The following is a 15,085-nucleotide window of genomic DNA, read 5'->3' as shown; positions in this document are numbered from 1 at the left end:
ACCGGCGCCCCCGTGGACGGCCTCCGGCACGGCGACGCGGCCGGCCCCGCGGCCGGGCCCGGGGCCGGCCGGGGTCCGCGCACGCCGCGGACAGCGGCCCCGGCGCCCCGGGGACGCGGGGGCCGGGCCCGGCCCCGGACCGTCCCCGACGTGAGGCGCCCGACCCGCGCGCCGCTGCGCGCCCGGCTGCGCCGCGACTGGCAGCTGCTGCTGATGACGGTCCCGGCGCTCGGACTGCTCGCCGTCTTCCACTACGCGCCGACGCTCGGCAACGTCATCGCGTTCCAGGAGTACAACCCCTGGGACGGCCTCCTCGGCAGCCCGTGGGTCGGGTTCGCCCAGTTCGAGCGGCTGTTCACCGACCCGCGCTTCTGGAGCGCCGCGGGCAACACCCTGGTCATCGCCGCGGTCCAGCTGGTGTTCTTCTTCCCGATCCCCATCGCGCTGGCGATCCTGCTGGACAGCGTCATGACGCCGAGGCTGCGGCTGGTCCTCCAGAGCATCGTCTACATGCCGCACTTCTTCTCGTGGGTCCTGGTCGTCACCCTGTTCCAGCAGATCCTGGGCGGGGCCGGACTGTTCTCCCAGCTCCTGCGGCAGAACGGGTACGCGCCGCTGGAGATCATGAGCGACCCCGACGCGTTCCTGTTCGTGGTCACCTCCCAGATGGTCTGGAAGGACGCGGGGTGGGGAACGATCATCTTCCTCGCCGCGCTGGCCGCCATCAACCAGAACCTCTACGAGTCGGCGGCCGTGGACGGCGCCAACCGCTGGCAGCGCATGTGGCACATCACCCTGCCGGGCCTGAGGCCCGTCATCGTCCTGCTGCTGATCCTCAAGATCGGCGACATCCTCAACGTCGGGTTCGAGCAGTTCTACCTGCAGAGGGACGCCTTCGGCGCGCAGGTCTCCGAGGTGCTGGACACCTTCATCTACCACCAGACACTGGTCACGGGGAACTTCAGTGCGGGAGCGGTCGCGGGCCTCGTGAAGGGCGTCGTCGGCCTGGTCCTGATCCTGCTGGCCAACAAGCTGGCCCACAAGATGGGCGAAAACGGAATCTACCGACGCGCATGAGCACACTGTTCAAGGACCGCCCCGTGTGGGCGGAACGCCCGAGCCTCCCCGCCCGCGCAGCGAAGAACACCACGCTGGCGGCGATCGCGGCCGTCATCGTCTTCCCCCTCTACGTCGTGGTCCTGACCAGCCTGTCCCCCGCCTCCGCGGTGAACGCCGCGGGCGGGCTCGTCATGGTGCCCCAGGGCTTCTCCCTCCAGGCCTACGCCGACCTGTTCGGCGGCGGCGTCGTGTCCCGGGCGGTGCTGGTGAGCCTGGGGGTGACGGCGGTCGGCACCGCCGTCAGCCTGGCCGCCACGGTCCTGGCCGCGTACGGGCTGTCCCAGCCGGGTTCGCTGTGGCACCGGCCGCTGCTGTTCGCGGTCCTGCTGACGTTCCTGTTCGCACCCGGCATGATCCCGCTGTACCTGCTGGTCGGCGACCTCGGACTGATCGACAGCTACTGGTCGCTGATCCTGCCCACGGCGGTCAACGCGTTCAACCTGGTGGTGATGCGCGCGTTCTTCATGAACCTGCCGGGGGAGATCGCCGACAGCGCCCGGGTGGACGGGGCCGGCGAGTGGACGATCCTGACCCGCCTGGTCCTGCCCATGTCCAAGGGGGTCACCGCCGTCGTCGGGCTGTTCTACGCGGTGGGCTACTGGAACGCCTTCTTCAACGCGATCCTCTACATCAACGACAACGCCAGGTGGCCGCTGCAGCTGGTGCTGCGGCAGTACGTCCAGCAGGGACAGCAGATCAGTTCGAGCTCGGTGATCGGCGACGCGGTCCAGGGGACGGCGTCGGCGCCCAACCTGGCCATCCAGATGGCCATCGTGGTGGTGGCCCTGGTGCCGGTCACGTTCATCTACCCCCTGGTGCAGAAGCACTTCACGAAGGGCGTCATCATCGGCGCCGTCAAGGGCTAGCGGGGCCCCGGCGCGCCCGTCCCGGTCGGACGGGCGCGCCGGGCGCGGATCGCCCGAGAGCGTTCCCCGGCCCCCGCGCCCCCTGCGCTAGGCCGGGTCGCCGTAGACGATGCCCCGGCCGTTGGTGCCGATGTAGACCCGGCCGTAGACGTTCGGGTCACCGGTCACCACGGCCCCCGTCCAGCCCCACTGGTGCCGGTCGTCGTTGATCCGGACCCAGGTGGCGCCCGCGTCGTCGGAGCGGAAGATCCCCCGCACGCCGTCGATCCGCGAGCTGGTGTAGACCGCCGGGTAGTCGGACCCCGGCGCGGGGGCGCCGAAGCCGACCGCGTCGCCCTCGTCCACCGCCCCGACGCGCTCGAAGGCCGTGCCCGCGTCGGTGGTGCGCCACATCCCGTAGTCGTCGCCGGCTCCTCCGGCGACCCACACGTCCCCGGTGTGGCCGGGCACCGCGCCGAAGCGGATGCCGCCCTCGGCGGGCAGGCCGTCGAAGCGCGCCGTGAAGGAGGCCCCGCCGTCCGTGCTGGTGTAGAAGGTCCCCCCGGCCACCGCGTAGAACACGTCCGGGTCCACCCTGTCCGCCTCGACCCGGGCCCCGGCCGGGACCCCGGTGGAGGCCGTCCACGACGAACCGCTCGTGGTGGACACGTGCACCCCCGTCCCGTCCGGGCTCCAGACGACCGACGAGCCGTCGGCCCCGACCGCGACCGTGCCGCCGCCGGTCACCCCGGCGGGCTCCTGTCCCGCCCACCAGCTGTCGCCGCCGTCGGTGGACAGGCCGATGGCGGCGTCGTCCGCTCCGCCGCCGACCCTCGCGATGGTCGCGGGGGCGAGTTCGGCGAAGTCGAGAGCGGTCCCGGCGCCCCAGTGGGGCTCGTGGAACATCCGGTCCGGGACGGTGTCCAGGTCCTCGTGGGTGAAGCCGCCGAGGTCGAGCACCGCCGAGTGGAGGGGCGCCCCCTCGGGCGGGCTGATCAGGTCGTTGACGGCGGTCTCCTCGATGCCGTGGGCCTTCACCTCGATGTCGAAGACGGTGTCGTCGTCCCAGTTGGTGAGGTTGTCGCTGCCGTAGACGGTGGCGCCGGTGCCGTACATGAACCGGTCGGAGTCGAACGGGTCGATGGCCATGGCCTGGGTCATCCAGCCGAGCTTGGGCTGGGTCTCCGGGGGCGTCCCGGCGCCTCCCCAGTCGAGCCAGGGCGCGGTGGAGATGTCCATGTCGTAGCGGGTCTCGCGCTCGGGGTAGGAGCTGTACTCCCATGCCTGGGTCCAGGTCTGACCCCGGTCGGTGCTGCGGTAGATCTGGATGTCCGGCCACCAGGAGATCTGGGTGGCGACCATCAGCGTGTCCGGGTCCTGCCGGTCGACGGTGAGTCCGCCGTAGCCGAAGTAGTTGTCCGCGGAGTCGGAGGGCACGGGGCTGATGCGCGTCCACCCGCCGCCGGCGGTGTCGAGCCGCCACACGTCGCCGGAGTCGCCGTCGTAGGGGCCGGGCGTGCTGGTGGTGGCGAGGTAGAGCTGTCCGCCCTCGTGGTCCACGACCGCGTGCGCGGGCAGGAACCCGGTGGGCGCCCCGGGGACGGGTTCCCAGCTCTGTCCGCCGTCCCGGCTCCGGTAGAGGGGGTCGTCGAGGTCCCCGACGCCCGCGTAGACGTCCTGGGTGGGCTCGCCGGGCGTGCCGCTGGACGGGTCGAAGACGACCCAGGTGACCCCGGTGACGTCGCTCGCCATCCCGGTGCCGTCGGAGGGGTCCTGGACGTAGTCGCCGGGGTTGGGGAACTCCTCCACCTCGGCCCAGGTCGCACCGAAGTCGGTGCTGCGCCACAGTCCGTGGCCGCCCCGCGCCCCGAAGTACACGATGCTGTTGTCGTTGGGGTCCACGGCGAGGCGTTCGCCCAGGCCGCGACCGGGCATGTTGCCGCCGAGCTTGAACGGCAGCTCGGTGGCCTCCCAGGTCTCGCCCCGGTCGTCGGAGCGCAGGATGGCCCCGTTGTTCGGGTCCCAGTCGTTGGTGTAGGTGCCCGCGGCCGCGTAGACGCGGTCGGGGTCGACGGGGTCGGTGGCGATGCTCACCACGCCCGTCCAGCCCCAGTCGTCCCAGCCCACCCAGTCGAGCAGGGGGTCCCAGCGCTCGGTGGCGGTGTCCCAGCGGTAGGCGCCGCCGATGTCGGTGCGGGCGTAGGCCAGGCCGGGTTCGGTCTCGCTGAAGACGATGCCGGGGACGAACCCCCCGCCGGCGATCTGCGCGTTGTCCCACGTGTACGCGTCCTGCGCGGGGGACGGCCCGGAGGGGGCCGCGTCGGCGGTGGTCACGGCGGCCGCGACGGCCGTCGCGGCGAACACCGTCGCGGCGGCGCCGGCCAGGAACCGCCGCGAGCGGGCGGAGAGATCGGGGGGTTCGGACGGTCCGGCGGGTCCGGACGGGTGCGGAGGCATGTGCGGGCTCCTCGGTGGGGGGAAGCGTCCGCCGCCGGGAAATCCGGGGCCCGGGGGCAGGCGCGAATTCACCATTAGTCTGATTAGGCGACTAAGTAGCGGCAAGGGGTGTTGGGGCACTAATTTCGAAGCGCTTCGACTACGGCGCGGAACCGCCTCCCCGCCCTCCGGGGCCCGGCCCCGCCGGTCCTGGGGACACGTGGACGGAGTGCCCGGGCCCCGCCGGCCGCCGGGCCGCCGGCGCGCCCGGTCCGGCCGCGCCGGGACGGCGGGCGCCTCCGGCCCCGCCCCCTCACCGGGGCGGCCCGGCTCGGCCCGGGGAGGCGTCCGCGGGGCCGTGGCCGCCCCCCGTCCGGAAGACGACCCCGGCGGCCCGTTCCGGCCCGACCCGGACCGTGCGCCGGGCCCCGTCGGGGAGGCCGACCACGACGGTGCGCGGCTCCACCGAGCGCAGCTCGGCGCGGGCGGCGCCGCCCTCCCAGTCGAGGCTGTCGACGATGATCCCGCCGCGCGCCCGCAGGCCCTCGACCCGCCCTCCGCGCCAGTCCGGGGGCAGGGCGGGCAGGAGGTCCAGGCGGCCCTCGGAGGAGCGGACGAGCATCGCGGCGACGACCGCCGGGAACCCGCCGCCGATGTCCACGTTGAACAGCGCTCCCCTGTTGTGGGTGGGGACCAGGGTGGGCCGCCAGTAGCGGGTGGCGAGCAGGCCGAGGGTTTCGTGCGCCTCCCCGGCCAGCCCCAGGTTGGCCGCCGCCAGCCCCAGCTGGACGAGGCCGAACGCCATCTCGTCGGCCTCCTGGCCGCGCCACCAACCGAGTCGGGCTCGGACCGCGCGGACCGCCGCCGCCCGCAGGCGGGGCGAGGCGAAAGCCGGGTCGGTCTCGTACCAGAGCGGGTAGAGGTGGGAGGCGTGGCGGTGGGCGTGGTTCTCGGTCTGCTCGACCGCCCCGGGGGCCGCGGGTCCGGCCCACTCGGCGAGTTCACCGCCGCGGGCGACCCGGTAGCCGGGCAGGCGGGCCCCGAGCTCCAGCCAGCGGCGGGCGCCGCGGGTCCTGCGGCCGCCGGGCGCGGACCCGTCGAGGACGCGGTGTGCGCGTACGAGGTTGCGGACCAGGTCCCGGGCGGCGGCGACGTCCATGGTGGCGTTGACGGCGGCCTGGCCGTCACCGTCGCCGGGGGTGTTCTCCGGGGAGTAGGAGGGGACGAGGCCGTCTGCGGTGACGAAGTCCTCGTAGAACTCCCCGGCCGCGGTGAGGAAGGGCAGGGCCCGGTCGCGCAGGAAGGCGCGGTCGCGGGTGTGGGAGTAGTGGTCCCAGTAGAGGCGGGACATCCACGCGGCCCCCGCCGTCCAGCAGGTGAGGCACCACTCGGGGCCGAAGTGGTTGTGCCGCCCGGAGGTGGAGGCGTGCGCGGGGAGCACCGCCCCCCGGCAGCCGTGGAGGCGGCGGGCGTTCTCGGCGAGGTCGTCGGCCATGCCGTCGAGGAGGTCGAACACGCTGGTCATCAGCTCGGGCGTGCCGGTGGCGTGGAGGGCGGCGACGGCGGAGGGGAGGTTGCCGTCGAAGGTGTACCCCGAGCGCCAGGGCGGGTCGTAGGTGCCGCTCCACACCCCCTGGAGGGTGGGCGGGAGGTCGCCGCAGCTGGAGATGACGGCGTACCGTCCGGCGTCGACCAGGCGGGCGACGAGGTCGGGGGCGGGGCCCGCCTCCAGAAGGTCCTCGCCGAGGGGCGTTCCGACGGCGGCGCCGTCGCGGTTCGCGGCGCGCCCGGGGACGGGGCGTCCTCCGGAGCCGCCGAGGCGGAGCCGGAACCGGTCCATCAGCTCACCGTGCGCGTCCCGGTTGCGGGCGAGGATCCCCTCGAAGTCCACGGCGGGGGGAGCGCCGGGGGCCGGCGTGTCGCGGGGGCCGCCGGGCCCGGCGGTTCCCGGGGCGGGCGGGACGGGCGGGAAGCCGACGGTCCCGCGGGCGGACGGGGGCCCCGGGCGGGACGGGGGCCCCGGGCGGGACGGGGGTCCCGGGGGCGGCGGCGGGCCGGGGGCGGGCACGTGCACGCGGGCGAGCAGCCTGACGCGGGTGGCGCCCCGGAGCTCCAGGCCCTCCTCCACGACGCGGACGCTCCCGCCCTCGGCGACGACCTCGCAGGTCACCGTGTACCCCGGCAGGGTTCCGGGCGGGCGTTCGGGGAAGCCGACGCGCAGCGCCATCAGCCCGGGGGCCGTCTCGGACTCCACCGCCAGACGGACCGGCGGGCTCTCCTCCAGGAGGGTGAGGCGCAACAGCCCGTCCAGTCCGCCCCCGCCGGTCCCGTCCCCGGAGACGGCGGCGGGCACGCGCCCGGGGGCCGCCGCGCCGCCCCCGGCGCGGTCGCCCGCCCCCGGGCCGTCACCGGGTGCCGGCCCGGGTCCCGCGCCCTCCCCGGCGGAGGTGATCTCCACGGCCACCGCGTGGTCGGGGCGGGAGGCGAGGACCCGGTGCACGACACCGCCCGGCAGATCCTCGGTGACCAGGCCCGTGTCCAGGTCGCACCGGCGCTCCACCGGGCCCGACCGGGGCCTGAGCGGGACGAACGACAGCACGGCCGCCCCCACCAGCGGGTCGATCCACCGGGTCTCCGCGTACCCGGGGTCCTCCTCGGCCGCCGTCCGGACGATGAGCGCGGCGGCCTCCCGTGAGCGCCCCCGGAGCAGGAGCCGCCGGACCTCGGGCAGGACCCGGGAGGTCCGCGGGGCGGGCAGGGACTCCGTGACGGGCAGGAACAGCCGTTCGTGGCTGAGGGTGACGCGGGTGCGGCCGGCCGTGGAGTGCACGAGCGCTCCCAGGCGCCCGCTGCCGGTGACCAGCGCGTCCTCCCAGTCCGTGACCGGGTGGCGGGTGCGGACCTGACGTGTCGCGAACATGCGGGCTCCTCGCGTGGGGGTGTCGCCGGGGGACGCGGTATCGCCATACTTTGTTGGCCCACGCGCCGAACCGGCCCGCGCCCACCCTAGGAGGAGCCCCCATGCCCACCCCGCCGTCGCCTCCCCCGGACCGCCCCGACCCGGCGGGAAGCCCGCACGGGGCCCCGCCGCCGGCACCGCCCTCCGCCCCGCCCGCGACGCCTCCCGCCGCGCGGCCCCCCGCCCCGTCGGCCGCGGCCCCGCCCCCCTCCCGGCCCGCGGCCGCGCCGCCCACGACCCCGCCCGTCACACCCCCCGTGGCGCCCCAGGCCCGGCCCGCGGCCTCCCCCGGCGCCCCCTCCGCCCCGGTCTTCCGCGCCTCCCCGTCGTCCCCGCTGTGGTTCGGCGGCGACTACAACCCGGAGCAGTGGCCCGAGAAGGTCCGGGAGGAGGACATCGACCTGATGCTCCGCGCCGGGGTCAACCTGGTGACGGTCGGCGTCTTCTCCTGGGGCCTCCTCGAACCCCGCGAGGGCGAGTACCGGTTCGAGTGGCTGGACCGGACCATGGACAGGCTCGGCGAGGCCGGGATCGGCGTCGCGCTGGCCACGCCGACCGCGTCCCCCCCGCCGTGGTTCACCCTCGCGTACCCCGACGCGATGCCGGTGACCGCCGACGGCACCCGGCTCACGCACGGCAGCCGCGACACCTACGACGTGTGCGCCCCGGCCTACAGGGAGGCTTCGGCGCGGATCGCGCGCGCCCTGGCGGAGAGGTACGCGGGCCACCCGGCGCTGCGGATGTGGCACGTCCACAACGAGTACGGGTCGTGGTCGCACTCGGACCACACCGCGCGCGCGTTCCGCGACTGGCTGCGCAGGCACCACCACGACCTGGGGAGGCTCAACGAGGCGTGGACGACGGCGTTCTGGAGCCAGCACTACTCGGAGTGGGAGCAGGTCCTGCCGCCGCGCGCCACGCAGTACCTGCCGAACCCGGCGCACGTGCTGGACTTCCGGCGGTTCCTGTCCGACGAGATGCTCGACCACTTCCTCGACCAGCGCGACGTGCTGCGCGAGGTGCGCCCGGACGTGCCGGTGACCACGAACCTGGCGTTCGGGGACTGGGTGCCGGTGGACCCCTGGCGCTGGGCGGAGCACCTGGACCTGGTGGCGGTGGACGACTACCCCGGCCTGACGGGGCAGGGCGGCGCGGAGCAGACCGCGTTCGCGGCCGACCTGGCGCGCTCGTGGGCGGCCCGGGTCCCGGGCGAGGGCAGGCCGTGGCTGCTGATGGAGCAGGCGGCGGGTGTGACCTACACGGGCGAGCTGACCCGCCCGAAGAGCCCCGGCGAGACGGTGCGGCACAGCCTGGCGCACGTGGCGCGGGGGTCGCGGGGGGCGATGTTCTTCCAGTGGCGTGCCTCCCGGGGCGGTGCGGAGCAGTGGCACTCGGGGATGGTGCCGCACGCCGGCCCGGATTCGCGGATCTTCCGCGAGGTGTGCGAGCTGGGGAGCCTGCTGCCCCGTGTGGCGGAGGCGAGCGAAGCGGAGGTGGTCGCGGACGCCGCCGTCACCTGGGACCCGGAGTCCTGGTGGGCGCTGGGAAGCCCGTCGCTGCCCTCCCGCAGCGTGGACTACCTGGAGTCGGTGCGCCAGGTGCACCGGGTGCTGTGGCGGTCGGGCCGCACGGTGGACTTCGTGCGCCCCGACCGGGAGCTGCCCCGGGTCCCGCTGCTGGTGGTCCCCGCCCTGTACCTGCTGTCGGACGCGGCCGCGGAGCGGTTGGCGCGCTACACCGAGGGCGGCGGGACCCTCGTGGTGACCTACCTGAGCGGGCTCGCCGACCCCTCCGGGACGGTGCGGACCGGCGGGTACCCGGGGGCGCTGCGCGACCTGCTGGGGGTGCGGGTGGAGGAGATGTACCCGATGTTCGCCGGGGAGACGGTCGGCATGGACCTGGGGATGGTCCGTGAGGAGGTGACGACGTGGAGCGAGCACGTCCACCTGGCCGGCGCGGAGGCCGTGGCCAGGTACGCGGGCGGGCCGCTGGACGGGTTCCCGGCCGTGACGCGGCGGCGCTACGGGGCCGGTGAGGCCTGGTACGTGTCGGCCCGGCTCTCGGACCGCGGGCTGGGCCGGGTGGTCTCCGAGGCGGCGGGCACGGGCCCGTTCCCCGAGGACGGGCTGGACGTGGTGCGCCGGGTCGGCCCGGACGGGGCGTGGGTGTTCGTGACCAACCACGACGACCGGTCCCGGCGCATCGACCCGGCGCGGCTGGGGCTGGGGCCGGACGCCGTGGACCTGCTGTCGGGGGCGTCGGCGAAGGGGTTGAACCTGCCGGGGGGCGGGGTCGCCGTCCTGCGCGGGCATCCGGTCACCGGCTGACCGGCGCCCGGTGCGGGGACGGGTCCGCGCCCCGGCGCGGCCCCCGCTCCGCACCGGCCCACGGCGGGAACGGGTCCGGAACCCGGCCGGGGGACGGGTCCCCTTCGCCGGACCGCACCGGGCCCCGACACCGGGGCGCCGCACCGTTGACATTTAGTTGTCTGTCTAGACAAACTGATCGGAGGCCCCTACCCCCAGGAGACACGTCATGAGCGACTACCGGCCCGTGCCCGCGGACAGGTTCACCTTCGGCCTGTGGACGGTGGGCTGGCGCGGCGTCAACACGTTCGGCGACGCGGTGCGTCCCCCCCTCGACGGCGCCGACGCGGTACGCGCGCTCGCCGGCCTCGGCGCCCACGGGATCACGTTCCACGACGACGACCTCATCCCGCCCGGGAGCTCGGACTCCGACCGCGAGGCGATCCTCAAGCGGTTCCGGGCCGCACTGGAGGAGACCGGGCTCGCGGTGCCGATGGTGACCACGAACCTGTTCACGCACCCGGTCTTCCGGGACGGCGGGTTCACCTCCAACAGCCGGGACGTGCGCCGGTACGCGATCCGCAAGGTGATCCGCAACATCGACCTGGCGGTGTCCCTCGGCGCCAGGACCTACGTGTGCTGGGGCGGCATGGACGGCGCGGAGTCGGAGGCGGGCAAGAACGACCACGCGGCCCTGGACCGGCTGCGCGAGGCGTTCGACATCCTGTGCGGGTACGTCATCGACCAGGGCTACGACCTGCGGTTCGCGATCGAGCCCAAGCCGAACGAGCCTCGCGGCGACGTGCTGCTGCCGACGGTCGGGCACGCGCTGGCGTTCATCAACGAGCTGGCGCACCCGGAGATGGTGGGCGTGAACCCGGAGGTCGGACACGAGCAGATGGCCGGGCTGAACTTCGCGCACGGCGTGGCCCAGGCGCTGTGGGCCGGGAAGCTGTTCCACATCGACCTCAACGGGCAGCGCGGGGTGAAGTACGACCAGGACCTGAGGTTCGGCGCGGGGGACGTGAAGGAGGCGTTCTTCCTCGTGGACCTGCTGGAGAGCGCCGGGTACGAGGGCCCCCGGCACTTCGACTTCAAGCCGCCCCGGACCGAGGACATGAGCGGGGTGTGGGAGTCCGCCTCGGCGTGCATGCGCAACTACCTGATCCTCAAGGAGAAGGCGGCGGCGTTCCGCGCGGACCCGGAGGTCGTGGCCGCCCTGGAGGCCTCGCGCGTGCCGGAGCTGTCGGTGCCGACCCTGGGCAAGGAGGAGAGCCTGGCCGACGTCCTGGCGGAGGAGATCGACCTGACGGAGGTCGGGGAGCGCGGCTACCACTTCGAGCGCCTGGACCAGCTCGCCCTGGAGCACCTCCTCGGCGTCCGCTGACACGGCCCCGGGCCGGGTGCCGCGGAGCGCGGAGGGCTCCCGCCGCGGACGCGGACGGGCCGGCGGGTGTTCGCGGTGGAACCGGGCCGAACGGGGCGGCCGTCCGGCAGAGGGGCGGCGTGACCTCGGACGAGTACGGGAAGCAACCGCGGCCTGACGCTCCGGGAGGGGACTTTGGTCACCGGCACAGGCGGTGACCTGCGGGTAGCCTGGTCGAGCAGAACACGACCGCCCCCTGCCAACAGCCCTGGCAGGGGGCGGAACTGTGTGCGGGACTACTGACCGCTGAGGGCGAGACGCAGTGCGTCCCATTCGCGGACCGGCACCGACAGGTGGCCGGACCCGCGGTTCTGCGTGTCGCGCAGGAGCACGCGGGAGGCGGCGGAACCGGTCCGGGCCTCCACGCGGTGTCCGCCGTCGCCGTAGCTGGGCTTCTTCCAGGTCCCGCCCATCGCGTGAACGCGTGCCTCCACGCAGTTCCCGCCGTCGCCGTTGCTGTAACTGGACTTCTGCCAGCTCTGGCCCATCATGCGCTATCGCCTCGAATCTGTTCCATCAGAGACCGTGATGCGGGAACCGGCAGGGCGGCGCTCCTCAGCTCCGCGAAGGTCCGGTCGTAGCTGGCCACGATCTCCGGTTCCTTGAGGGACATGCCCGCTTTGTGGCCTTCGACGTAGGCGAAAGTGCCACGGTCAGGGGCAGAACTAAGCATAAACGCGCCCCCCAGACCGGCGTGGCCCTCTGTGCACATCGGGACGACCTGGAGGGTGATCCGGGGCCGGTGCGACGCCTTGATCAGATGGGTGATCTGGGCCGGCATCACGCCGGGGTCCGAGAAGCGGCGGAGCAGCAGCGTCTCGTCCAACAGCACCGTCACCCTGGGGGGATGGGGCCTCCCGAGGATCTCCTGCCGTTTCAGCCGCGCCGCGACGATCTGCTCGATGGCGTCCGGGGAGGCGTGCGGCGAGCCGATCTGGATGACGGCCCGGGCGTACTCCGCCACCTGGAACAGGCCGGGCACCAGCCCCAGGGCGTACTCCCGGATCTCCACCGCGACCTGCTCCGCCTCGGCGACATCGCGGAAGTAGGTGTTCATCCCGGACGGCGAGAAGGCCGTGTCCCAGGAATTGACGAGAACGTCGTGTGCGATAAGCGCCCTGTCGATGCGTACCACTTGCTCACGCCGTGTCCCTTTGATACCACGTTCCAACTCGCTGACCGTACTCTGGGCGATCACGGCAGCCCGAGCCAGTTCGTGTTGCGTCATACCTGCTTGCAGGCGGTATTTGCGCACCAGTAGACCGAACCGCTCGCGTGCGGAATCCACTTCTCCACACCTCATCGCTCATATCGCTGGATTATCGTTTGTCATCGCGCGGCATACGAAAGGCAACGTCTTTCCTAATGAATGTAGACCAGGAAATGCCACAAGTGGAAGAGTCGTCGCCGGGAGGGGCCCGGACCGGCCACGATGCGGCGGCACGGGGTGCTCCCGGCCACCCGTCCACCGGTCGGGGGGTGCGCAACCGAGCCGGAAGGACCGGACACGCGGGGCCGCTTCGTCCACCGAGGGACAGGGTGGGGCGGCCCCCCGGCACGAGTTGGCCCGGAGGCCGGGGACGCAGACGGCCGCCGGGACCAGGGCCCACCTGATGACAGAGACCACGAGGTGAGACGTATGCAGCCTGCCGCCGCACCCCCGGCGCCCCCAGGCCCGGACCCCGAACCCGTTCCGTACCCGCACCGCCTCCGCTTCGAGGAGCGCCACCGGAGCGGCATCGTCCTCGGCCCCGAACCCGACTACCGGACCCTGGACTCCTGGGTGCGCGGAACCGTCCTCGGCCCCGCCTCGGACAGGGTCGCACGCGTCACGGTCGCCCTCGTCTCGAACGCCCACCGCCACTCCCTCAGCGGCGAACCGGGCGGAAGCGTGCGCATCGTGATCGACCAGAACCCGTTCCTGCTCACCGTGCGCGTGACGGACGACGGCCCCCGACCCGGCGCGGAAGTGCCGTATCCGCGCCTGGGAGAGCCCGGCCGGGCCCCGCTCTCCGGCCTGCGCCTGGTCGACGAGCTGACCGTGTACTGGGACTGGGAGTGGGAGTGGCGGGGCACCACGATGGGCCCGCTCACGATCCGCGCCGTGGTCGAGACCCCCTGAGCCGGGTGCGGCGGTCGAGCTCCCGCGGGCCCCGCCGCCGCATCCCCACGCACCGACGCACCTGCAGACGCGGGAACCGCACCCGCACCGCCCACCGACCGAGGAGACCGCTCCGTGCCCGCCCCTTCGCCCCTGCCCGACCTCATGGACACCGCCGAGGACCTCCTCACGCCCGGCGAGGTCGCCCGCCTGTTCCGCGTGGACCCCAAGACCGTCGCCCGCTGGGAGAAGGACGGCCGCCTGTCCTCGGTCAAGACCCTGGGCGGCCACCGCCGCTACCCCAGGTCGCAGATCACCCACGTCCTGCACGCGGGGACGGGCAGCGGCGAGGTGGTCCGCGCCCTGGAGTCGGTCCACGCCCTCGCGCTGGAGGTCGGGGCGGTGGGCGACGCCGGGCACATCGCGGCCCTCATCGAGACCCTGCGCACCGGCCACCGCTGAACGCGCCGGACGGGAACACGTACCACCGGGCCCCGCTGCCGCACCGTCCGGGCCGTGGCCGGGGCCCACGCCCGGAAAAGGTCCCCATCCCCCACACTGTTAACAAAAGTGGCCAATACCGACACCAAGCATTGCCGGGGCAGGGACGGGAGAACCATTCCTTCTTTTCCGAACTCGCTGAACTGCGAGAATCCGAAGAGGCATGATTTTTTTCGCCTCTTCCGCGAAAAGCAGCACCCCCCTCGCCTTTCTGCTCTATCCTGTGACCGAACAGGCAGCCCAATCCGCACAATGTCCCCGACCGCGGTCGATTGACGCCGGGCGCCGGGGACGGCGAGCCCGACCCCTTTCACCCGAAAGGATTGTCGGCCTGCGCCGTTCGGCGCAGTCCGGCCCGGGCGGGGGCGCGGTGTTCAGGGCCGGGGCGCGGTGCTGTCCCTCGTGGTCAGCCTCGGCACCTGGAGGGTCACCCCCGGGTGCGCGGGCCCGTCGATCTTGTCCATGAGCAGGCCGACGGCACGGGCTCCGACCTCCTCGGCGGGGAGGTCCACCGAGGTCAGCGGCGGGACGCCGGGCGGCACCGGCCCGATGGCGACGACGGACAGCCCCGGGACGGTGCGCCCGTGCTCCGCGAACGCCTCGAGCAGCGGGCCCACCGAGGGCTCGTTGTGCACGATGAGGCCGGTGACCCCGGGGTGCTCCCCGACCAGCGTGCCGACGACCTCGCGGACGGTGTCGGGGGAGCAGGGGTGCGAGGTGGCGACGATCCCGCGCTCGGCCGCCGCCTCCTCGAACCCGGCGACGGTGCGCTCGGCGAACCCCGTGCGCCGCTCGTACACCGACGGGGGCTGGCCGACGAACGCCACCTCGGTGTGCCCCAGGTCCGCCAGATGGTGCACGCATGCCGCACCGGCGGCCGCGAAGTCCAGGTCCACGCAGGTCAGACCCTCGGTGTCCTCGGGGACCCCGATCAGGACGGACGGCAGGTCCAGGGAGCGCAGGACGGGCACGCGCGCGTCGTCGGCCTCCACGTCCATGACGATCACGCCGTCCACCATCGCGCTGCCGGCGACCCGGCGCAGCCCGTCGGGCCCCTCCCCCTGGGTGAGGAGGAGGACGTCGTGGTCGAAGGCGCGGGCCGCGGTGACCACGGAGACCGCGAAGCGCATCGCGACGGGGACGTGGACGTCCTCGCGCAACGGGATGACCAGGGCGATCACGTTGCTCCGGCGGCTGGCGAGCGAGCGGGCGCCGGCGTGGGGCTGGTAGCCGAGCGCGTCGATGCTCTCCCGCACCCGGCGCGTGGTGGCCTCGGAGATCGAACGCTTGCCGCTGAGGACGTAGGAGACCGTGCTGGGCGACACTCCGGCGTGCCGGGCCACATCGGAGATCCGCAAGTGCCGTCCCGTCCATCGTCGAACCGGTTCGAAG

Annotated in this window: 10 protein-coding genes and 1 pseudogene; 6 read left to right on the top strand and 5 right to left on the bottom strand. The window is 73.7% G+C overall.

Annotated features, from left to right (window positions below):
* Window positions 1–150: 150 nt before the first annotated feature.
* Window positions 151–1,077 (top strand): ABC transporter permease, encoded by a 927-nt coding sequence (locus ACQPYD_RS02070; RefSeq protein ID WP_402915430.1) that lies wholly within the window; start codon window positions 151–153, stop codon window positions 1,075–1,077.
* The gene (locus tag ACQPYD_RS02065; RefSeq protein WP_267947728.1) at window positions 1,074–1,985 is read left to right on the top strand and encodes a carbohydrate ABC transporter permease; all 912 of its coding nucleotides are present in this window, start codon (window positions 1,074–1,076) and stop codon (window positions 1,983–1,985) included. Before ACQPYD_RS02070 ends, ACQPYD_RS02065 begins: the two co-directional genes overlap by 4 nt.
* Window positions 1,986–2,072: 87 nt before the next feature.
* Here the strand turns inward: ACQPYD_RS02065 and ACQPYD_RS02060 are convergent, their stop codons facing one another.
* Window positions 2,073–4,421, bottom strand: coding sequence for a xyloglucanase (locus ACQPYD_RS02060; RefSeq protein WP_433699534.1), 2,349 nt, complete (start codon window positions 4,419–4,421; stop codon window positions 2,073–2,075).
* A 292-nt stretch (window positions 4,422–4,713) separates the two neighbouring features.
* Window positions 4,714–7,320, bottom strand: coding sequence for a glycosyl hydrolase family 95 catalytic domain-containing protein (locus ACQPYD_RS02055; RefSeq protein WP_433699533.1), 2,607 nt, complete (start codon window positions 7,318–7,320; stop codon window positions 4,714–4,716).
* 374 nt (window positions 7,321–7,694) lie between these two features.
* Between ACQPYD_RS02055 and ACQPYD_RS02050 the strand changes: the two genes are divergently transcribed.
* Together ACQPYD_RS02050 and xylA are read left to right on the top strand one after the other, a co-directional pair.
* Window positions 7,695–9,686: a beta-galactosidase gene (locus ACQPYD_RS02050; protein WP_433701921.1), complete on the top strand. Its 1,992-nt coding sequence runs from the start codon at window positions 7,695–7,697 to the stop codon at window positions 9,684–9,686.
* A gap of 208 nt (window positions 9,687–9,894) precedes the next feature.
* A complete protein-coding gene (gene xylA / locus ACQPYD_RS02045; protein ID WP_433699532.1) occupies window positions 9,895–11,052 on the top strand; it encodes a xylose isomerase in 1,158 nt (385 codons plus the stop codon).
* Window positions 11,053–11,327: 275 nt separating this feature from the next.
* Here the strand turns inward: xylA and ACQPYD_RS02040 are convergent, their stop codons facing one another.
* Both ACQPYD_RS02040 and ACQPYD_RS02035 read right to left on the bottom strand, forming a co-directional pair.
* Complete coding sequence (locus ACQPYD_RS02040; protein ID WP_433699531.1) at window positions 11,328–11,582, bottom strand: DUF397 domain-containing protein; 255 nt, start codon at window positions 11,580–11,582, stop codon at window positions 11,328–11,330.
* Window positions 11,579–12,379 (bottom strand): helix-turn-helix domain-containing protein, encoded by an 801-nt coding sequence (locus tag ACQPYD_RS02035; protein WP_433699530.1) that lies wholly within the window; start codon window positions 12,377–12,379, stop codon window positions 11,579–11,581. The genes ACQPYD_RS02040 and ACQPYD_RS02035 overlap by 4 nt, the downstream gene beginning before the upstream one ends.
* A gap of 351 nt (window positions 12,380–12,730) precedes the next feature.
* Between ACQPYD_RS02035 and ACQPYD_RS02030 the strand changes: the two genes are divergently transcribed.
* Window positions 12,731–13,213, top strand: coding sequence for an ATP-binding protein (locus ACQPYD_RS02030; RefSeq protein WP_433699529.1), 483 nt, complete (start codon window positions 12,731–12,733; stop codon window positions 13,211–13,213).
* Window positions 13,214–13,357: 144 nt separating this feature from the next.
* Window positions 13,358–13,519: pseudogene (locus tag ACQPYD_RS02025) on the top strand (BldC family transcriptional regulator); the annotation flags it as partial.
* Window positions 13,520–14,067: 548 nt separating this feature from the next.
* On the opposite strand, the gene ACQPYD_RS02020 reads toward ACQPYD_RS02025, so the two are convergent.
* The gene (locus ACQPYD_RS02020; protein WP_433699528.1) at window positions 14,068–15,051 is read right to left on the bottom strand and encodes a LacI family DNA-binding transcriptional regulator; all 984 of its coding nucleotides are present in this window, start codon (window positions 15,049–15,051) and stop codon (window positions 14,068–14,070) included.
* Window positions 15,052–15,085: the final 34 nt, after the last annotated feature.

Origin of the sequence: Nocardiopsis sp. CA-288880, from assembly GCF_050955985.1 — a bacterium.
Lineage (GTDB): Bacteria > Actinomycetota > Actinomycetes > Streptosporangiales > Streptosporangiaceae > Nocardiopsis > Nocardiopsis tropica.
This window is presented reverse-complemented; position numbering and strand designations above follow the sequence as displayed.